The sequence below is a fragment of the Asanoa sp. NPDC049573 genome, assembly GCF_040676615.1.
Taxonomy (GTDB): domain Bacteria; phylum Actinomycetota; class Actinomycetes; order Mycobacteriales; family Micromonosporaceae; genus Asanoa.
The window spans coordinates 206857-223848 of record NZ_JBFAPI010000005.1 but is presented as its reverse complement, the minus strand read 5'-3'; the positions used below and the strand labels follow the sequence as shown (position 1 = coordinate 223848).

General features: G+C 72.2%; 20 protein-coding genes and 1 riboswitch. Of the genes, 6 read left to right on the top strand and 14 right to left on the bottom strand.

All coding sequences use genetic code 11. The features are described 5' to 3' along the window. The first annotated feature begins 71 nt into the window (after positions 1-71). A complete protein-coding gene (locus tag AB0J74_RS14000; RefSeq protein ID WP_363448098.1) occupies positions 72-440 on the top strand; it encodes a hypothetical protein in 369 nt (122 codons plus the stop codon). Here the strand turns inward: AB0J74_RS14000 and AB0J74_RS13995 are convergent. Beyond that, the gene (locus AB0J74_RS13995) at positions 437-1252 is read right to left on the bottom strand and encodes an AAC(3) family N-acetyltransferase (RefSeq protein ID WP_363448097.1); all 816 of its coding nucleotides are present in this window, start codon (positions 1250-1252) and stop codon (positions 437-439) included. The genes AB0J74_RS14000 and AB0J74_RS13995 overlap by 4 nt on opposite strands. Next, positions 1249-2073, bottom strand: coding sequence for an alpha/beta hydrolase (locus tag AB0J74_RS13990; RefSeq protein ID WP_363448096.1), 825 nt, complete (start codon positions 2071-2073; stop codon positions 1249-1251). The genes AB0J74_RS13995 and AB0J74_RS13990 overlap by 4 nt, the downstream gene beginning before the upstream one ends. A 49-nt stretch (positions 2074-2122) precedes the next feature. Further along, positions 2123-2227, top strand: a riboswitch (TPP riboswitch). Between the two features lie 69 nt (positions 2228-2296). On the opposite strand from AB0J74_RS13990, the gene AB0J74_RS13985 reads away from it, so the two are divergent. The 4 genes from AB0J74_RS13985 to AB0J74_RS13970 are packed head-to-tail and all read left to right on the top strand — an operon-like array spanning position 2297 to position 5741. Beyond that, on the top strand, positions 2297-2878 hold the full coding sequence (locus tag AB0J74_RS13985; RefSeq protein WP_363448095.1) for an ECF transporter S component: 582 nt from the start codon (positions 2297-2299) through the stop codon (positions 2876-2878). A 4-nt stretch (positions 2879-2882) separates the two neighbouring features. Further along, positions 2883-4286: an ABC transporter ATP-binding protein gene (locus tag AB0J74_RS13980; RefSeq protein WP_363448094.1), complete on the top strand. Its 1404-nt coding sequence runs from the start codon at positions 2883-2885 to the stop codon at positions 4284-4286. Next, positions 4283-5083, top strand: a complete 801-nt coding sequence (locus AB0J74_RS13975; RefSeq protein ID WP_363448093.1) for an energy-coupling factor transporter transmembrane component T — start codon at positions 4283-4285, stop codon at positions 5081-5083. Before AB0J74_RS13980 ends, AB0J74_RS13975 begins: the two co-directional genes overlap by 4 nt. A 37-nt stretch (positions 5084-5120) precedes the next feature. Next, a complete protein-coding gene (locus AB0J74_RS13970; RefSeq protein WP_363448091.1) occupies positions 5121-5741 on the top strand; it encodes an N-acetyltransferase in 621 nt (206 codons plus the stop codon). A 21-nt stretch (positions 5742-5762) separates the two neighbouring features. Here the strand turns inward: AB0J74_RS13970 and AB0J74_RS13965 are convergent, their stop codons facing one another. The 3 genes from AB0J74_RS13965 to recO form a co-directional block, all read right to left on the bottom strand. After that, positions 5763-5936 (bottom strand): hypothetical protein, encoded by a 174-nt coding sequence (locus AB0J74_RS13965; protein ID WP_363448090.1) that lies wholly within the window; start codon positions 5934-5936, stop codon positions 5763-5765. A gap of 179 nt (positions 5937-6115) precedes the next feature. Further along, a complete protein-coding gene (locus tag AB0J74_RS13960) occupies positions 6116-6931 on the bottom strand; it encodes an isoprenyl transferase (RefSeq protein WP_363448089.1) in 816 nt (271 codons plus the stop codon). Continuing rightward, a complete protein-coding gene (gene recO, locus AB0J74_RS13955; RefSeq protein ID WP_363448088.1) occupies positions 6928-7704 on the bottom strand; it encodes a DNA repair protein RecO in 777 nt (258 codons plus the stop codon). The genes AB0J74_RS13960 and recO overlap by 4 nt, the downstream gene beginning before the upstream one ends. Positions 7705-7780: 76 nt before the next feature. On the opposite strand from recO, the gene AB0J74_RS13950 reads away from it, so the two are divergent. Continuing rightward, positions 7781-8773: an SMP-30/gluconolactonase/LRE family protein gene (locus AB0J74_RS13950; RefSeq protein WP_363448086.1), complete on the top strand. Its 993-nt coding sequence runs from the start codon at positions 7781-7783 to the stop codon at positions 8771-8773. Positions 8774-8971: 198 nt separating this feature from the next. Here AB0J74_RS13950 and AB0J74_RS13945 read toward each other — a convergent pair whose 3' ends face one another. The 9 genes from AB0J74_RS13945 to AB0J74_RS13905 form a co-directional block, all read right to left on the bottom strand. After that, complete coding sequence (locus AB0J74_RS13945; protein ID WP_363448085.1) at positions 8972-10174, bottom strand: acyltransferase; 1203 nt, start codon at positions 10172-10174, stop codon at positions 8972-8974. A gap of 65 nt (positions 10175-10239) precedes the next feature. Continuing rightward, positions 10240-11013, bottom strand: a complete 774-nt coding sequence (locus AB0J74_RS13940) for an NAD(P)-dependent oxidoreductase (RefSeq protein WP_363448084.1) — start codon at positions 11011-11013, stop codon at positions 10240-10242. A 15-nt stretch (positions 11014-11028) separates the two neighbouring features. After that, positions 11029-11913, bottom strand: a complete 885-nt coding sequence (era, locus tag AB0J74_RS13935; protein ID WP_363448083.1) for a GTPase Era — start codon at positions 11911-11913, stop codon at positions 11029-11031. Beyond that, entirely contained in the window at positions 11910-12275 is a 366-nt protein-coding gene (locus tag AB0J74_RS13930; protein ID WP_363448081.1) for a cytidine deaminase, read from the bottom strand. The genes era and AB0J74_RS13930 overlap by 4 nt, the downstream gene beginning before the upstream one ends. After that, positions 12268-13617, bottom strand: coding sequence for a hemolysin family protein (locus AB0J74_RS13925; RefSeq protein WP_363448367.1), 1350 nt, complete (start codon positions 13615-13617; stop codon positions 12268-12270). Before AB0J74_RS13925 ends, AB0J74_RS13930 begins: the two co-directional genes overlap by 8 nt. Continuing rightward, on the bottom strand, positions 13617-14084 hold the full coding sequence (ybeY, locus tag AB0J74_RS13920; protein WP_363448080.1) for an rRNA maturation RNase YbeY: 468 nt from the start codon (positions 14082-14084) through the stop codon (positions 13617-13619). The genes AB0J74_RS13925 and ybeY overlap by 1 nt, the downstream gene beginning before the upstream one ends. 18 nt (positions 14085-14102) lie before the next feature. Then, positions 14103-15167, bottom strand: a complete 1065-nt coding sequence (locus tag AB0J74_RS13915) for a PhoH family protein (protein WP_363448078.1) — start codon at positions 15165-15167, stop codon at positions 14103-14105. A gap of 98 nt (positions 15168-15265) precedes the next feature. Beyond that, entirely contained in the window at positions 15266-16612 is a 1347-nt protein-coding gene (locus tag AB0J74_RS13910; protein WP_363448077.1) for a serine hydrolase domain-containing protein, read from the bottom strand. Next, complete coding sequence (locus tag AB0J74_RS13905) at positions 16609-16989, bottom strand: histidine triad nucleotide-binding protein (RefSeq protein ID WP_363448366.1); 381 nt, start codon at positions 16987-16989, stop codon at positions 16609-16611. The genes AB0J74_RS13910 and AB0J74_RS13905 overlap by 4 nt, the downstream gene beginning before the upstream one ends. Positions 16990-16992: the final 3 nt, after the last annotated feature.

Sequence of the window (16992 nt, the reverse complement as noted above, 5' to 3'; positions counted from 1 at the left end):
CGCCGGACCGGCACTACGGCGTCTGCCGGATCCTGCTTCGCCAGTTCCTGCTCGACGGGCTCGACGACGTGGTGCACCTGGGCAGGACCTTCATCGGGTACGACCTGTCCGGCGACCGGGTTTCGGCCCGGTTCGCCGACGGCAGCACCGCGGTCGCCGACGTGACCCTGCGCCGCGAGCTGAGCGCGGCCGGGTCGGCCGAGGTCGTCGCGGCGATCTCCCGCTACGAGCGCGAGATGCTCCGCTACGGCTTCGCCGCGGTGCGGAAGTCGTTGCGCAATGCCGAGCAGGCCGCGCACTCGACCGCGCCGGGCCGGGCCGCGTTCCGCACCGTCCTGCGGCTGACCGCGGCGATTCCGCCCCTGCGCCGGAACATGGCGCGCGATCTCGGCAACCAGGCCGTGCACGCTCCCTTCGCGCCGCGACGCGACGGGGGCTAGGCGCGGTTGTCGGTCATCCAGCGTTCGGCGAAGTCGACCGCCGCGCGCTGCGACATCAGCCGGGACAGCGCGCCGCCGACCCGGCCGGTGCGGGTCGTGCCGAGCGCGTCGAAGTCGGCGCCGAGCAACTCGAAATCGCCCTCGTCGAGGTCGATGTCGTCCCACCAGACCCACTCGCGGCCGCCGTCGGCGCTCTGCACCGCCGCGCCCAGCCGGGCCGGCGGTGGCGCCGGCCGGCGGTATTCGGCCAGGTGCAGCGAGGTGTTGGAGTCGTGGCCGACCCCGAGCAGAAGCACGTCGCCGTCGAGGCCATAGATCTTGCCGAGCGGCGAGTCCGGGCCGAGCATCGCGGCCCGCGGCTGGCCGTAGACGACCTCCTGCGCCAGCCGGCCCAGGGCGGCGAACGAGACCTGCGGGTGGTCACTGCGCTGCGCGCCCGGCCAGGTGCGGACCACCTCGGCGATCGCGCCCATCCAACGGCTCGGCGTCACCGCCGGGTCGAAGCCGGGCATGTTCTCCTGGATCACCGGCCACCAACTCTGCGGTACGGGCGGGTTCTGCCACTGCGCCGGGTCGGAGTTGTCGGGCGTATGGGTGGGCACCACCAGCGTGCCGTCCGGGCCCAGCGCGTCGCGCAGCGCGAGCACGACCGCGTGCGGCCCACCGGCCACGAAACCGACCGGCTTGAGCGAGGCGTGCACCAGCAGCGTCGAGCCGGGCCGCACGCCGAGCGCGGACAGGTCGGCGGCGAGCGACTCGCGGGTGTGCGGCGTGCGCTCGCCGGCCGCGGCCGGGTGGTTGCTGTTGCTCACGATGCGTCCGCGATGCGTTTCAGGATGGCCTGGGCGAGAACCTCCGGCTGCGCGTCGGTGACCCAGTGGTCGACGCCCGGCAGCGGCAGGAAGCGGTAGTCGCCGGTCACGTGGTCGCCGGCCGCGAAGGCGGTGGCCGGCGCGACCGCCGTGTCGCGGTCGCCCCAGACAAACGTCGTCGGCCGCTCGACCGGACCGACCTTGACCAGGTCTTCGATCACCAGGGCGCGATACCAGTTGAGCGTGGCGGTCAGCGCGCCCGGCTCCAGCAGCGCGGCGGCGTAGACCTCGAGCCGGCCACCGACGCCGTCGAGCACCTTGCGCAACCCGGCGCCGCCGTCGCGGGACAGCACGTGCTCGGCCTTGCCGGCCATCCGGAACAGGTCGACGTAGGAGGAGCGGCGCTGCTGCTCGGGATCGGTCAGCAGGGCCTGGCCGAACGCGGCCGGGTGCGGCACGGAGACGGCGGTCAGCGAGCGGACCCGCTCCGGGTGTTCGGCGGCCAACTGCCAGGCGACCAGCGACCCGAAGTCGTGGCCGACCAGGTCGGCGCGGCCGCCGGCCAACTCGTCGACGAACGCGGCCGCGTCGGCGACGCACTCGGCCATCCGGTAGGCGTCGACCCCGCTGGGTCGCGCATCCGGCGTGTAGCCGCGCTGGTCGACCGCGAACGTCCGCAGCCCGGCGGCGTTGAGGTAGGGCGTCACGTCGTCCCAGCTGTGCCGGTTGACCGGGAACCCGTGCAACAGGATCACCGGCGCGCCGCCCGGCGGACCACCCTCGGTGACCTCGAACCTCAGCCCCCGCGTCTCGATCCGCATGCGCGCGAGCGTACCGCCGTAACCCGGTGTTAGCCTGGTGGAACAACTTCACATCCGACAGGGGAGCGCGCAGCGCTGAGAGTGCGGTATCTTCCGCAGACCCTCGAACCTGATCTGGGTAATGCCAGCGCAGGGAGTTCGGTCTTCTCCAGCCGCGCCATGTCCGTTCCATCGGGCATGGCGTGCGTCTTCTCCTGGTTCACCGAACTGGGAGGGCTACACCATGACCAACACCGTCAATCGATGGCGGACCGTCGACATCGTCGTCGGCGCCGTCCTGGGCGTCGCGTTCGGCGTCGTCTTCTGGGCCTGGGGCCTGCTCTACAACGGACCGGCCGACGCGATCCCGCTGCCCGCGCGCACCCTGCTCTACGGCATCTGGCTGCTGCCGGCCGTGCTGGGCGCGCTGGTCATCCGCAAGCCCGGCGCCGCGCTGTTCACCGAGACGGTCGCCGCGCTGGTCTCGGTCGCCCTGGGCACCGTCTGGGGCTGGATGATCGTGCTGCAGGGCCCGTTGGAGGGCCTCGGCGCGGAACTCGTCTTCGCGCTGTTCGCCTACCGCGTCTACAAGCTGCCGGTGGCCATGCTCGCCGGCGCGGCCGCCGGCCTGGTGGCGGCCGTCTACGACGTCGTCTACTACTACCCGGGCATGGCGTGGGGCAGCTTCCAACTCCCCTACCTGGCGATCACCACGGCCAGTTCGGCGGTCGTGGCCGGGGTCGGCGGGTGGCTGTTGACCCGGGCCCTGGTCAACACCGGAGCCCTGGACCGGTTCCCGGCCGGCCGGGAACGCGCGGCGGTCTGAGCCGTTGAGCGCCGTCGAACTGCACGGCTTCGGTTGGCGGCACGCCGGCCGCAAGGCGTGGGCGGTGCGCGGGGTGGACCTGCGCATCGAGCGTGGCGAGCGGGTGCTGCTGCTCGGTCCCTCCGGGGCCGGCAAGAGCACCCTGCTGGCCGCGCTGGCCGGCCTGCTCGCCGACGACTCCGGCGAGCGGGAGGGCACCGCCGAGATCGACGGCCTCGACACCCGCAAGGCCCGCGAACGGGTCGGCATCGTCTTCCAGGACCCGGCCACGCAACTGGTGATGTCGCGGGTCGGTGACGACGTCGCGTTCGGGCTGGAGAACCGGGCCGTCCCGGCATCGGAGATCTGGCCGAGGGTGGGCGAGGCGCTCGACGCCGTCGGCTTCGGGCACCCGCTCGACCGGCCCACCCGGGCGCTGTCCGGCGGCGAGCAACAGCGGCTGGCCCTGGCCGGCGTCCTCGCGCTGCGCCCCGACCTGCTGCTCCTCGACGAGCCGACGGCCAACCTGGACCCGGTCGGCGCCGACCTGGTGCGGGCGTCGCTGCGCACGGCGGTGTCCCGGGACACCACGGTGATCATGGTCGAGCACCGGCTGGAGCCGGTCATCCCGTTCGTCGACCGGGTCGTCGTGCTGGCGCCCGGCGGCGGCGTGACCGCGTCCGGTTCGCCGGCCGAGGTGTTCGGCACGCACGGCGCCGCCCTGGCCGCCGACGGGATCTGGGTGCCCGGCCGGCCACTGCCGCCACCCCGGCGGGCGGCCGCCTCCCCCGGCGAGGTGCTGGTCACCGCCGACCGGCTGGCGCTGCCGCCGCGACTGGCACAGACCGACCTGTCGGTACGCACCGGCGAGGCGCTCGCCGTGGTCGGGCCCAACGGGGTGGGCAAGTCGACCCTGGCCCTGCTGCTCGGCGGCCTGCTGAAGCCGGCGTCGGGGCGGGTGGTCGCGTCGTCGCTGCTGGCCGGCGCCGACGCGGCCCGGCCGCCACACCGCTGGCGGGCCGCCGACCTGACCGCCCGGATCGGCTCGGTGTTCCAGGACCCGGAGCACCAGTTCGTCGCCTCGACCGTGCGCGACGAGTTGGCGGTCGGCCCGCGCAAGCTGGGCCGCCCGCTCGCGGTGGTCGACGAGTTGCTGGAGCGGCTGCGGCTCGAACACCTGGCGCGGGCCAACCCGTACACCCTCAGTGGTGGTGAGGCCCGACGCCTGAGCGTCGCGACGGCGTTGGCGTCCGCGCCGCGGCTGTTGCTGCTCGACGAGCCGACGTTCGGGCAGGACCGGCGCACCTGGATCGAGTTGGTCGCGCTGCTGGCCGACCTGCGCGACGAGGGGCACGGGGTGCTCGCGGTGACCCACGACGCGGCGTTCGTCGACGCGCTCGCCGACCGGCGGCTGGAGCTGACCCGATGACGCTCACCGCGGTGATGGTCCGCTCCTCGGCGCCGCTGGCCCGGCGCAACCCGGTCGCGAAGCTGATCGCGGCCACCGTGTTCGCGGTCGGCGTGCTGACCACGCTCGACCCGTTGACGCCGGCGCTGGCGATCGCGGCCGAGCTGATCCTGCTGCCGTTCTTCGGCGTGCGCTACGGCACCCTGCTGCGCCGCGGCTGGCCGCTGCTGGTGTCCGTGTTCGGCATCGTGCTGACCACCATCCTGTTCGGCGCCAGTCGGGGCGGCGAGTCGGTGTTCGCGGTCGGCCCGCTCGACGTGACCACCGGCGTGCTGACCGTCGCGCTCGGGCTGGCGTTGCGACTGGTCGCGCTCGCCCTGCCCGGCATCATGGTGTTCAGCACCACCGACCCGACCGACCTGGCCGACGCGCTGGTGCAGAACGCCCGGGCGCCGGCGCGGTTCGCGATCGGCACGCTGGCCGCGTTCCGGCTCATCCCGCTGCTCGGTGAGGAGTGGCAGGCGCTGCGGATGGCCCGCCGGGCGCGCGGCGTCGACGCCGGCGGCAACCCGGTTCTGGCCGCCCGGCTGTTCGCGTCGACCGTGTTCGCGCTGCTGGTCGGCGCGATCCGGCGGGGCACCCGGCTGGCGTTGGCGATGGACGCGCGGGGCTTCGACAGCGGCCTTCCGCGTACGCATGCCCGCGCGCAACGCTTCACCCGCGCCGACACGCTCTTCGTGGCCGGTGCGGCCCTGCTCACCGTTGCGATCCTCACCGTGAGCATCACCACCGATACGTTCCGGCCCGTTCTGGGCTAGTGTCTCGCTCCAACGCGTGCGAAACGAGGCGGTGGCGATGAGCGTACGACTGGCCGAAGTGACCGATCCGGCGGAGATCGAGGCGCTGGTGCCGCACGTCTGGCGGATCTTCCAGATGGTGTCCACCGGCGCGGCGTTGGGCTGGGCGGTGCCACCCAGCCAGGCCGAGGTGCGCGAGTTGCTGACCACCGTGGTCGAGGGAGCCGCGGTGTCCGAGGCGGCGCTGCTGGTCGCCTACGCGTCGGGCGAGGATGTCGTCGGGCCGGCCGGCATCGACAGCGCCCCGATGCCGCTGGCCGACGGCAGCGTGCTCGCCGGTCTCGGCTACTGGCGGCGTTATGCCCGGCAGACCCACCGGCCGCACGCCGACCTGGAGCGGGTCGCGGTGCCGGCCGGCTACCAGGGGCGCGGCATCGGGCGGGCGATCACCGAAGGGCTGGTGGCCAGTGCCCGCAAGGCCGGCATCGAGGTGTTGACGCTCGACGCCCGCGGTGACAACGAGCGGGCCCTCGCGCTCTATCGCACGCTGGGTTTCAACGAGTACGGCCGGCTGATCGACTTCGTCGCGGTCGGGCATCTGCGTTATGACAAGGTGCTCTACGCGCTCGACCTGCGCCGGCCGTGGCCGCGGCTGGAAGGCGGAAGAGGCCCGCGCTAGGCGGGCCTCTTCCACTGTGGACTAGGCGCGACGGAAGGCGTAGTTCTTCGGCTGCGCCGCCGGCTTGCTGCGACCGCCCTTTGTGGACGATCGGCCGAGCTCGCGGTCCGGCTGGCCGGCCGCCTTGGCGCGCGCCCGCCGGGCCGCGCGGTTGCCGGCCTCGGGAGTCTCAGATGGTTGGTTGGCTGCAGGCATGCGAAGACCTCCGAAAGCAGAGGGAGAACAGACGGATGCCCGGTGGCGTAACGATTATTTCGACAATGACGCCCCGGGCGCTCGAAGACCGCCGTCAACGGCGGACCGGCACACAGAATCCCTGGGGTCATCAGTAACGCATGCGAAGACGATACCTCGGCGCCGCACGCGTGGCTAGGTCATTCCGGCGGCGGCGGCGCTACCGGGTTGGGGATCGCACCACCGAAGCGCCGGTCGCGCTGGGCGAACAGCTCGCAGGCATACCAGAGGTGGCGCCGGTCGAAGTCGGGCCAGAGGGTGTCGAGGAAGACCAGTTCCGCGTACGCCGACTGCCAGAGCATGAAGTTGGACGTGCGCTGCTCCCCCGACGGGCGCAGGAACATGTCCACCTCGGGCACTTCCGGGTGGTAGAGATAGCGCTGGATGGTCTTCTCGGTGACCTTGGCCGGGTCGATCTTCCCCGCCGCCGCGTCCCGGGCGATCGCGGCCGCCGCGTCGGCGATCTCCGCCTGGCCGCCGTAGTTGACGCAGAACTGCAGGGTCAGCTTGGTGTTGTCCTTCGACATCTCCTCGGCGGTCTGCAGTTCGGAGATCACGCTCTTCCACAGCCGACCGGCCCGGCCCGACCAGACCACCCGCACGCCGAGGTCGACGAGTTGGTCGCGGCGGCGCCGGATGACGTCGCGGTTGAAGCCCATCAGGAAGCGGACCTCTTCCGGCGAACGCCGCCAGTTCTCGGTCGAGAACGCGTACGCCGTCAGGTAGGGCAGCCCGATCTCGATCGCGCCCTCGATGGTGTCGAACAGCGAGTGTTCGCCCCGCTCGTGGCCCGCCGTGCGGGCCAGCCCGCGCTCCTTGGCCCAGCGGCCGTTGCCGTCCATCACGATCGCGACGTGCTTGGGCAGGCTCCCCGCCGGCAACTCGGGCGGGCGGGCCCCCGAGACGTGCGGCGTCGGCGGCCGCACCGCGCGGCGCGCGGCCCGTGACCTGATCATTTCTGTTCCCCCGTTGTGCGATCGACCAGCGGCAGCGAGCGTAACCCGCGTTCGAGGTGCCACTGCAGGTGTGCCGCGACCAGCCCGCTGCACTCGCGGCGCGGCCCGACCTCGGCCGTGTCGGCGACGTGCCAGTTGCCGGACGCGAGAGCGACCATCAAATGCAGCGTGTCGGGCGCCGGGTGGGCCGCGCCGGGTGGCCGGCAATCCGGACAAACAGCCCCGCCGGCGGGCACCGAGAACGCCTTGTGCAGCCCCGCGGTGCCACAGACCGCGCATTCGGTCAGCGCCGGCGCCCAGCCCGCGATCCCCATCCCGCGCAGCAGGTAGGCGTCGAGGACCAAGGTGCCGGCGTGCTCGCGCAGGGCCAGCGCCCGGAAGGCGCCGAGTGTGAGAAGAAACAACCGCAGCGACGGCTCGTGCTCGACCGGGGTCAGCCGCTCCGCGGTCTCGGAGATCGCGCTGGCCGCCGTGTAGCGGGGGTAGTCGTCGAGGAACCGCTTCCCGTAGAGCTCGATCGCCTCGACCTGGCTGACCGAGTGCAGCCCGCCACCGGCCCCGCTGGGGTCGCCGGCGATCTGCAGGTCGACGTGACCGAACGGCTCCAGCCGCGCCCCGAACCGCGAGGTGGTCCGCCGGACGCCCCGGGCGACCGCCCGCAACCGCCCGTGCCGGCGGCTGAGCAGCGTGATGATCCGGTCGGACTCGCCCAACTTCTGCACGCGCAGCACCACCGCGTCGTCGCGGTAGAGCTGGCGGCGGTATCCGGGCACCGGCCAATTGTGGTCCCTGTTTTCGCCAGCTGTCTCGGCGGGTTCTGTGAAGATCGATCTGGATTAGTGTGTCGGGATGAGCAGCCGCCCACGGATCGACCCCGTCGTCTGGCAGCCACCGACGCCGTCCTTGCGGGCCCGCCGCCGGGCGAGCGACCCCCCGATGCCGCGCCCGTCGTTCCTCCCGGTCGACGGCGTCGGCCCGGAAGACGTGGTGGCGCACCCCGACGGGCATCTCTACACGGGCCTGGCCGACGGCCGGGTCCTGCGCCTGTCGCCGGCCGGCGACCCACCGCGGGTCGTCGGCGACACAGGCGGCCGCCCACTGGGCGTCGAGGTCGATGCCGACGGCGACCTGGTCATCTGCGACGCACACCGGGGCCTGCTCCGGATGTCCGTCGAGAACGGCGCGACCACGGTCCTCGCCGACGGCTTCCGGCTGTGCGACAACGCCGCGATAGCCCGCGACGGCACGATCTACTTCAGCGACTCGTCGCAACGCTACGGCCTGGCCCATTGGCGGGCCGACATCATGGAGCACACGGGTACGGGCCGCCTGCTGAGCCGCTCCCCCGCCGGCGAGGTCTCGGTGCTCCTCGACGGCCTGCAGTTCGCCAACGGCGTCGCCCTGGCCGCCGACGAGTCGTTCGTGGCAGTGGCCGAGACGGGCGCCTACCGGATCACCCGGGTGCAGTTGACGGGCCCGGACGCCGGCCGCCGCGACATCCTGGTCGACAACCTGCCGGGTTTCCCCGACAACCTCTCGACGGGCGCCGACGGCCGCATCTGGATCGCGCTCGCCACACCACGCAACGCGTTGCTCGACCGCCTCCACGCCCGACCCCCGGCGCTGCGCCGGGCAGTCTGGGCGCTGCCGGAGGCGCTCCAGCCGGCGCCGGCCCGCACCACGTGGGTCATGGCCGTGGACACGGCCGGCTCGGTGGTGGCGGACCTGCAAACCCCCGACGCCGGCTACCACATGGTGACGGGCGTCCGCGAACACGAGGGCCACCTCTACCTGGGCAGCCTCACCGAACAAAGCGTCGCCGTGGTGCCGCTACCCCACTAGAGCATCACCTTCCAACGGGTCGCCGCAGCCCCCACGCCGGTCGGGCGTGTCGCGGCAGGCACGAGTACCTCTCCCCGACCCGACATGTTCTCGCATGTACGTACATCCGAAAACATGTACGCACTCGGCAACCCACAGCGGGATGAGAGGCGATCGCGAGCAACGCTGCCGCTGTCGTCAGGCTTTGGTTCGTTCGGCTTATGCGCGCTGGCTCGGTGCGGCTGCCCAGCGGGAGACGATGGCGTCGTGGCGGTGTTCTTCGAGGGCGCCGGCCCGGTCCCAGCGCCACAGCAGGATCGGGCGGGTCGGGTCTGGCGCGGCGGCTGGGCGGGCCGGATCGGCGACGGCTGGCACGGGCACCGGGGCCGGCGCCGGGGAGACCGGGACCGGCATTGCGGGCTCGCGGCGGCGGGCGCCGGGGAGGATGACCGGGCGGCGGCGGGCGGCCAGGTCTTCGACCCAGCCGAACAATGCGACCGCGACCGCTACGAGCACGGCCACGCCGGCCAGGCGGACCGCGGCCCGGTCGGCCTGGAGGCCCTCGTAGCCCAGCGGGGCCGCGACCCACGCGATCAGGATTACGACCGGCATGTGCCAGAGGTAGATGGTCAGCGCGCGGGAGTTGAGCACGGTGACGGATCGGTCGAACCAGGACCAACGGGTGATCCAGTCGGCGGTCGCGGGGAGGAAGCCGAGGGCCACCACGATCAGGCCGGCCGACCACAGGGCGTTGCCGAGGGGGATGTCGTTGAGGTCGTAGCCGCGGAAGCCGGGGTGGGTCAGGATCCACGCCAGGCCGAGGCCGCACAGTAGCGACGCGGCCACGATCAGGGCCTTGCGGGACCAGCGGCGGAGCAGGCCGTCGTGGTGCGCGAAGCCGAGCATCCAGGCGCCGAGGTAGAGGCCGAAGTCGCGCAGGACCGGTGGGCCGGACAGCAGGCCGGCTTCGAAGACGAGCAGCAGCAGATAGGGCGCGATCAGGGTGGGCACCGGGTAGCGGCGGAACAGCCACAGCGCCAGCGGCGAGACGAGCACGAACCAGAGGTAGTCGCGCAGGTACCAGATCGTGCTCAGGGCCAGGGCGCCCCAGTGGTTGGCCGGTGGGTCACTGAGCGGTACCACCCAGAGCAGCAGCTTCCAGTGCACGGCGAGGCCGGTCAGCACCATCGCCGGTACGAAGAGCGCGGACAGCACCCACAGGCTCGGCAGCAGGCGGCGGAGGCGACGGCCGACCGCGGCGGCGCCAGAGCGGTCCAGTGAGGACGCCATCAGCGAGCCGCCGAGTGCGAACATCACCGACATCGCCGGCATAAAGGATAGGAGTGTCCACCCTGACGTGTGGTAGACGACGACGCGCACGATGGCCAGTGCGCGCAGCAGGTCTATGTAACGGTTCCGCATCGGGTCAAGCCGTACCCCACGATGTTTCACGATCAAACCTCAGAAGGCGGTGAGCATTCCCACTGTCACCAACGAGGCTTGCCGAGCGGGAGCGCGGTGAACGTGCCGCCGAGGTGGGTGTGCGCGGCCGCGTCGCTGGGTGCGGCCAGGTGCGCGACGGTCGCGGAGTCGTCTTCCGGGGCGTAGCCGAGTTCGCTGTCGGGCTCCAACCAGCCCGACGAGTTGTTGCTCACGCCCCAGACAACGCGGAAGCCGGTGACGGGGGTTTCGACCAGGGCCCGCATCAGGCGCACGCAGTCGCCGGGCGACAGCCAGATCGGCACGTCCACCTCCGTCCAGGGCGTTTCCTGGAACGCTCCGATCCGCACCGCGAAGACGGTCATGCCGAACCGGTCGCTGTAGAGGCTGCCGAGCGACTCGACGGCCGCCTTGGTCCAGCCGTAGAAGGTGTCGGGCCGGGGCGCGGACGACGCCGGGAGCGGGGGCGCGGTCGGCGACCGGAAACCGGCCGCGTGGATCGAGGACGCGAGGATCACCTTGGGTACGCCGGCCAGGCGCGCCGCCTCCAGCACCGTGCGGGTGCCGTCGAGGTTGACCCGGACCAGGTCTTCCCAGACCGACTCGCTGGGGATGGCGGCCAGGTGGATCACCACGTCGACGCCGGCGCAGGCCTCGGTCACGGCATCGAGGTCACTGATCAGCCCGCGGATCGTCTCGACCCCGTCGACCGGCTGCTGGGCCGCCACGTCGAAGGAACGCACCGCGTAGTCGCCGGCAAGACGCCGGGTGAGCAGGCTACCGATCCGGCCGGCGCCTCCAGTGATCAGCACCCGCCGCATCGGACCTCCCGTTGCTCAGAACCCCAGCTTGCGCAGCTGCCGGGGATCGCGCTGCCACTCCTTGGCGACGCGGACGTGCAGGTCGAGGTAGACCCGGCGGCCCAGGAGCGCCTCGATCTCCTGGCGCGAACGGGTGCCGATCTCCTTGAGCCGGCTCGCCCGAGCCCCGATCACGATAGCTTTCTGGCTCTGGCGCTCGACGTAGACGTCAGCATAGATCTTGGTGATGTTGTCCTCGTCGAACATCTCCTCCACGACGACGGCGATCGAGTGGGGCAGCTCGTCGCGGACACCCTCCAGCGCCGCCTCGCGGACCAGCTCCGCGATCAGCACCTGCTCGGGCTCGTCGGTGATCATGTCGTCGGGGTAGAGCCGCGGCGAGTCGGGCAGGAACCCGGTCACCACGTCGACCAGGGTCTCGATCTGCTCGCCGGTGACCGCGCTGACCGGGACCACGTCGGCGAACTCGGCCAGCTCGCCGACGGCGGCGAGCTGCCGGGCCAGGGTGGCCTTGTCGACCAGGTCGGTCTTGGTCACGACCGCGATCACGGTGGCCTTCAGCTCGGCCAGCTCGCCGGTGATGAACTTGTCGCCGCGACCGACCGGCTCGTTGGCCGGGATGCACAGGCCGATCACGTCGACCTCGCTCCAGGTGGTGCGGACCAGGTCGTTGAGGCGCTCGCCGAGCAGCGTGCGGGGCCGGTGCAGGCCGGGGGTGTCGACCAGGACGAGCTGCGACTCGGGGCGGTGCAGCACGGCGCGGATCACGTGCCGGGTGGTCTGTGGCTTGCTCGACGTGATGGCGATCTTCTGGCCGACGATCGCGTTGGTCAGCGTCGACTTGCCGGCGTTGGGGCGCCCGACGAAGCAGGCGAAGCCGGCCCTGAAGTTGTTCTTCATGCGCCGACCGTGCCGAGCACGGTGCCGTCCGGTGCGGCCACGTGGATCGGGGCGTCGGCGGACAGGTCGCGGACCGCCGCGTGGCCGGCGCCGTCGAGGGTGCTGGCCTCGGTGACCACCGCGGCCGCCTCGACCTTGCTCGCGCCGGCCGCGGCCGCCGAGGCGACGGCGAGTTGCAGCGCGGTCATGCTCAGCGAGGGCAGGGCGACCGTCGCCGCGGCGTAGGTGCGGCCGTCCTGGTCGCGGACCGCGGCGCCCTCCACCGCACCGGCCCGGGCACGGGCGCCGCGCGCCAGCGTGACCAGCTTGGTGTCTTCGGCGTCGAGCTGAGCGGGGGGCCCGAGGTCGGGCGACTCAAACATCCGCGTGTTGCCTCTCGTCACTGTCTTCGTTCTGGTTGTCGGCGTTTCCCTCGGCCCGGCGGACCAGCACCGTGTCGATCCGGTTGCGGCGGCCGACCACGCCCTCGGCGACCATGTGCAGGCCGTCGACCGTGGCCTCGGCGCCCGGGATCGGCACCCGGCCCAGCGCCTGGGCCAGCAGGCCGCCGACCGTCTCCACCTCGTCGGTGGGCAGGTCGACGTCGAAGAGCTCGCTGAGGTCTTCGACCGGGACCCGCGCGGCGACGCGCACGGCGCCGTCGTTGAGGTGTTCGATCGGCGGGCGCTCGTTGTCGTATTCGTCGGTGATCTCGCCGACGATCTCTTCCAGGATGTCTTCGATGGTGACCAGGCCGGCGGTGCCGCCGTACTCGTCGACCACGACGACCAGATGGGTGCGGGCCGCCTGCATCTCGGAGAGCAGGTCGTCGACGGGCTTGGACTCGGGCACGAAGGTGGCGTCGCGCATGATCTCGCCGACCGGGCCGTCTTCGCCGTCGGGGTCGCCCTGGTCCCGCCGGATCACGTCTTTGAGGTAGAGGATGCCGAGCACGTCGTCGACGTTCTCGCCGATCACCGGGATGCGCGAGAAGCCGGAGCGCATGAACAGCGCGAGGGCCTGGCGCAGCGTCTTGGTGCTCTCGATCCACACCATGTCGGTGCGCGGCACCATCACCTCGCGGGCGATGGTGTCGCCGAGTGCGAACACCGAGTGGATCATCTGCCGCTCGCCGCTCTCCACCACGCCGCGCTGCTCGGCCAGGTCGACCAGCTCGCGCAGCTCGACCTGGGTGGCGAACGGGCCCTCGCGGAAGCCGCGGCCCGGCGTGACCGCGTTGCCGATCAGGATCAGCAGCGAGGCAAGCGGGTTGAGCGCCCGGCCCAGCCAGCGGACCAGGGGCGCGGTGGCCCGGCCGACCGCGTAGGCGTTCTGCCGGCCTATCGTGCGGGGCGCGACGCCGACGACGACGAAGCTCACCACCGTCATCGCGCTCGCGGTGACCAGCGCCGCCCGCCAGCCGGCACCCCAGGTGTCGACCGCGACCAGCGCGACCAGCGTGGTCGCGGTGAGCTCGCAGATCAGCCGCAGGAGCAGCAGCAGGTTGATGTGGCGGACCGCGTCGGACGCGACGATCTGCAGGGTGCGGGCACCCCGGACGCCCTCGCGGGCCAGCTCGCCGGCGCGGGCCGGCGACACCGCGCCGAGGGCGGCGTCGGTCATCGCGAAGAACCCGCCGAGCACGACCAGGCCGGCGGCGATCAGCAGCAGCTGGATGTCGGGCAGCCCCGGTTGGATGGCGGCGGCGTCGACGGCTAAGTGGATCACCGTGCCCGCGCCGCCCGCCAGCCGGCCAGGAGCCGTGACTGCAGCTCGAACATCTCCCGCTCCTCGTCGGGCTCGGCGTGGTCGTAGCCGAGCAGGTGCAGGACCCCGTGCACGGTGAGCAGGTGCAGCTCGTCGGCGGCGGTGTGGCCGGCCGTCGCCGCCTGCTTGGCCGCCACCTCCGGGCACAGCACGATGTCACCGAGCAGGGCCGGCTCGGAGCCGCTGACCTCGCCGGGACCGTGGTCGACGCTGCCCTCGTCCATCGGGAAGGCCAGCACGTCGGTCGGACCGTCGCCGCCCATCCACCGGTGGTTGAGCTCGGTCATGTAGTCGACGTCGACGAGCAGCACCGACAGCTCGGCGAGCGGGTTGACACCCATCTCGTCGAGGGCGTGGCGGGCGACGGCGAGCACCGCGTCGGTGTCGACGGCGACGCCGGACTCGTTGGCGATCTCGATGGACAAGACTTCCTCTTTCGAAAGCTAGCGGCGCCGGCCGGCTCGGCCGGTCGCCTGCGCGGCACCCCGGCCGGGGACCGCGTGCACACCCTGGGCCTGGCGGGCCTCGCGCTCTTCGTCCCACTTGCCGTAGGCGTCGACGATCTCGCCGACCAGCCGGTGGCGGACCACGTCGCTGCTGCTCAGCGTCGCGAAGTGGATGTCGTCGAGGCCGTCGAGGATCTCCCGCACGAGGCGCAGCCCGCTGGTCGAGCCGCCCGGCAGGTCGACCTGGGTGATGTCGCCGGTGACCACGACCTTGGAACCGAACCCGAGCCGGGTCAGGAACATCTTCATCTGCTCGGGCGTCGTGTTCTGGGCCTCGTCGAGGATGATGAACGCGTCGTTGAGCGTGCGGCCACGCATGTAGGCCAGCGGCGCGACCTCGATCGTGCCCGCCGCCATCAGCTTCGGGATCGACTCGGGGTCGAGCATGTCGTGCAGCGCGTCGTAGAGCGGGCGCAGGTAGGGGTCGATCTTCTCGTAGAGCGTGCCGGGCAGGAAGCCCAGCCGCTCGCCCGCCTCGACCGCCGGCCGGGTCAGGATGATCCGGTTGACCTGCTTGGCCTGCAGTGCCTGCACGGCCTTGGCCATGGCCAGGTAGGTCTTGCCGGTGCCGGCGGGGCCGATGCCGAAGACGATGGTGTTCTCGTCGATGGAGTCGACGTAGCGCCGCTGGCCCAGCGTCTTGGGGCGGATGGTGCGCCCGCGCCGGGACAGGATGTTGAGCGTGAGCACCTCGGCGGGGCGTTCGACGGTGCCCTGCTCGAGCATGCCGACCGTGCGGCGGACCGCGTCGGTGGTCAGCGTCTCGCCCTTCTGGATCAGCTCGAGAAGCTCGGTGAACAGGCGCTCGGCCTGGGCGTTCTCGGCCGGGGCGCCGGTGATGGTGATCTCGTTGCCGCGCACGTGGACGTCGCTGGCGACCGAGCGCTCGACGAGCCGCAGGATCTCGTCTCCTGCGCCGAGGAGGTTGACCATGATCTGCGAGTCAGGCACTGTGATCTTGGTCTGAACCCGGGGCTGCCCGGGCGGTGGGGTGCCGGTCATAAGTCGGACCCGTGGGCCCTGCGCCACCTGCTCTCATCTCGGTGCGGACGTAGACGCCAATCGTATCGGTTCAACCTGGTGACCACCGCGCCCATTTCCTACGCGCGAAACGATCGCCCTTCGAACGTCTGCTGGTCGCGGGTCAACCGGTAGGTGGCCCAATGCATGCGCACCACCCGCCCCTGGTCGTCGCGGGTCAACCGGAGCAACTCACCGACTTCACGACCGGATATTGTACGAAGAATGTCGGGATTGTCGGCCGATGGGCGGAAAATCGCCGGCGGCTTGCCCGCCGGGTCCGCCGCGCCCCTGGCCCGCAGCGCACCGCCGTACCAGCCGAACACGTGCTCGAAGCCCTCGCTCCACCAGCGGCCGACCACCGAGCGGTAAGCCTCCGGCGCCGGTTCGCCCGGCGTCCACGGCTCGATCTCGGCCGGGTCGCCGTCGGCCGCCGCGGTGAGCAACCGGTGCGGCAGGTCGACGGTCTCCAGCGCGGTGCCGGAGGCGCCCAGCACGGCGGCGCCGAACCCGGCCGGGCCGGGGTCACCGGTCAGCGCGCGGGGCCGCCCGTAGACGCCGGCCAGGAAGCCGGGCATCGCGCCGTCGTGCCCGACGTGCGTCACCCGGTCGCCGCGCGGCACCAGGATCAGTCCGAGCCCGAACCCGGCCGCCCAGAGCCCCTGGTCGGTGGTGGTCAGCGGCCAGCGCATCTCGTCGAGGGTGGCCTCCGCGAGCACGGCACCGGCCGGGTCGACGGTCGCCGGGTCGGCCAGGAACGCGGCCCACTTCGCCATGTCGGCGGCGGTGCTCCAGAGCTGCGCGGCCGGGCCGACAGCGCCGAAGTCCAGCGGCGGCTCGGGGAAGGCGGCGTCGGAGTAGGCGTCGACCAGGTAGCCGGTGGTCGCGGTGGCCGGCCGCACGGCCGAGGTGGCGGCCAGCCCGAGCGGGCCGAGCACCTTGTCGGCGAGCACCTCGGCCCAGGTGCCGCCGCGCATCCGGGCGACGGTCAGGCCGAGCAGCGCGACGCCCAGGTTGGAGTAGTGGAAGCGGCGGGCCGGCGGCAGCACCCGCTCGGCCCGTTCCAGGTCGGCGACCAGCGTGGCGGCGTCCGGCGCGACCAGGGTGTCCCAGACGTCGCCGTAGGGCTCGCGCTGGATGCCGCTGGTGTGCGAGAGCAGCCGGCGGATGGTCAGGTCGCCGTGCGCCGGCACGTCCAGGTGTCGGCCGATCGGGTCGTCGAGGTCGAGCAGGCCCTCGTCGCGGGCCTGCATGACCAGCACCGCGGTGAACGTCTTGGTGACCGAGCCGATCCGGAACGCGGCATCCGGCTCGGCACCGACCGCAGCGGTCCACAGCGGACGGTCGGCGCGGTGCACGGCGGCGGACAGCGCCGGGATGCGGGCCTGGGCCTGGGTCTCCCGGACCAGCCGGTCGAGCGCCTTCACTTGCACACCATCGGGCCGAGCGGCTCGCCGCCGAGCAGGTGCGCGTGCACGTGGAAGACCTCCTGGCCGCCGTACTCGCCGGTGTTGAAGATCAGCCGGAAGCCGTCGGCGAGCAGGCCCTCGGTCTCGGCCACGACGGCGGCGGTCTCCAGCAGTTCGCCGGCGAGTCCCGGGTCGGCCTGCGCCAGGGTGGCGACGTCGACGTAGTGCTCCTTCGTCACCACCAGCACGTGCACCTCGGCCTTGGGATTGACGTCGCGGAAGGCCAGGGTGGTCTCGGTCTCGCGGACCACTGTCGCCGGGATGTCGCCGGCCACGATGCGGCAGAAGAGGCAGTCGCTCACGAGGGGGATCGTAAGCGCGCTCTCATAAGGCATGAT

Coding starts and splice junctions, on each gene's coding strand:
- AB0J74_RS13990 (WP_363448096.1), bottom strand. CDS start 2,073: ATGCGGATCGAGACGCGGGGGCTGAGGTTCGAGGTCACCGAGGGTGGT.
- AB0J74_RS13985 (WP_363448095.1), top strand. CDS start 2,297: ATGACCAACACCGTCAATCGATGGCGGACCGTCGACATCGTCGTCGGC.
- AB0J74_RS13975 (WP_363448093.1), top strand. CDS start 4,283: ATGACGCTCACCGCGGTGATGGTCCGCTCCTCGGCGCCGCTGGCCCGG.
- AB0J74_RS13970 (WP_363448091.1), top strand. CDS start 5,121: ATGAGCGTACGACTGGCCGAAGTGACCGATCCGGCGGAGATCGAGGCG.
- AB0J74_RS13965 (WP_363448090.1), bottom strand. CDS start 5,936: ATGCCTGCAGCCAACCAACCATCTGAGACTCCCGAGGCCGGCAACCGC.
- AB0J74_RS13960 (WP_363448089.1), bottom strand. CDS start 6,931: ATGATCAGGTCACGGGCCGCGCGCCGCGCGGTGCGGCCGCCGACGCCG.
- AB0J74_RS13950 (WP_363448086.1), top strand. CDS start 7,781: ATGAGCAGCCGCCCACGGATCGACCCCGTCGTCTGGCAGCCACCGACG.
- AB0J74_RS13945 (WP_363448085.1), bottom strand. CDS start 10,174: ATGCGGAACCGTTACATAGACCTGCTGCGCGCACTGGCCATCGTGCGC.
- AB0J74_RS13940 (WP_363448084.1), bottom strand. CDS start 11,013: ATGCGGCGGGTGCTGATCACTGGAGGCGCCGGCCGGATCGGTAGCCTG.
- era (WP_363448083.1), bottom strand. CDS start 11,913: ATGAAGAACAACTTCAGGGCCGGCTTCGCCTGCTTCGTCGGGCGCCCC.
- AB0J74_RS13930 (WP_363448081.1), bottom strand. CDS start 12,275: ATGTTTGAGTCGCCCGACCTCGGGCCCCCCGCTCAGCTCGACGCCGAA.
- AB0J74_RS13915 (WP_363448078.1), bottom strand. CDS start 15,167: ATGACCGGCACCCCACCGCCCGGGCAGCCCCGGGTTCAGACCAAGATC.
- AB0J74_RS13905 (WP_363448366.1), bottom strand. CDS start 16,989: ATGCCTTATGAGAGCGCGCTTACGATCCCCCTCGTGAGCGACTGCCTC.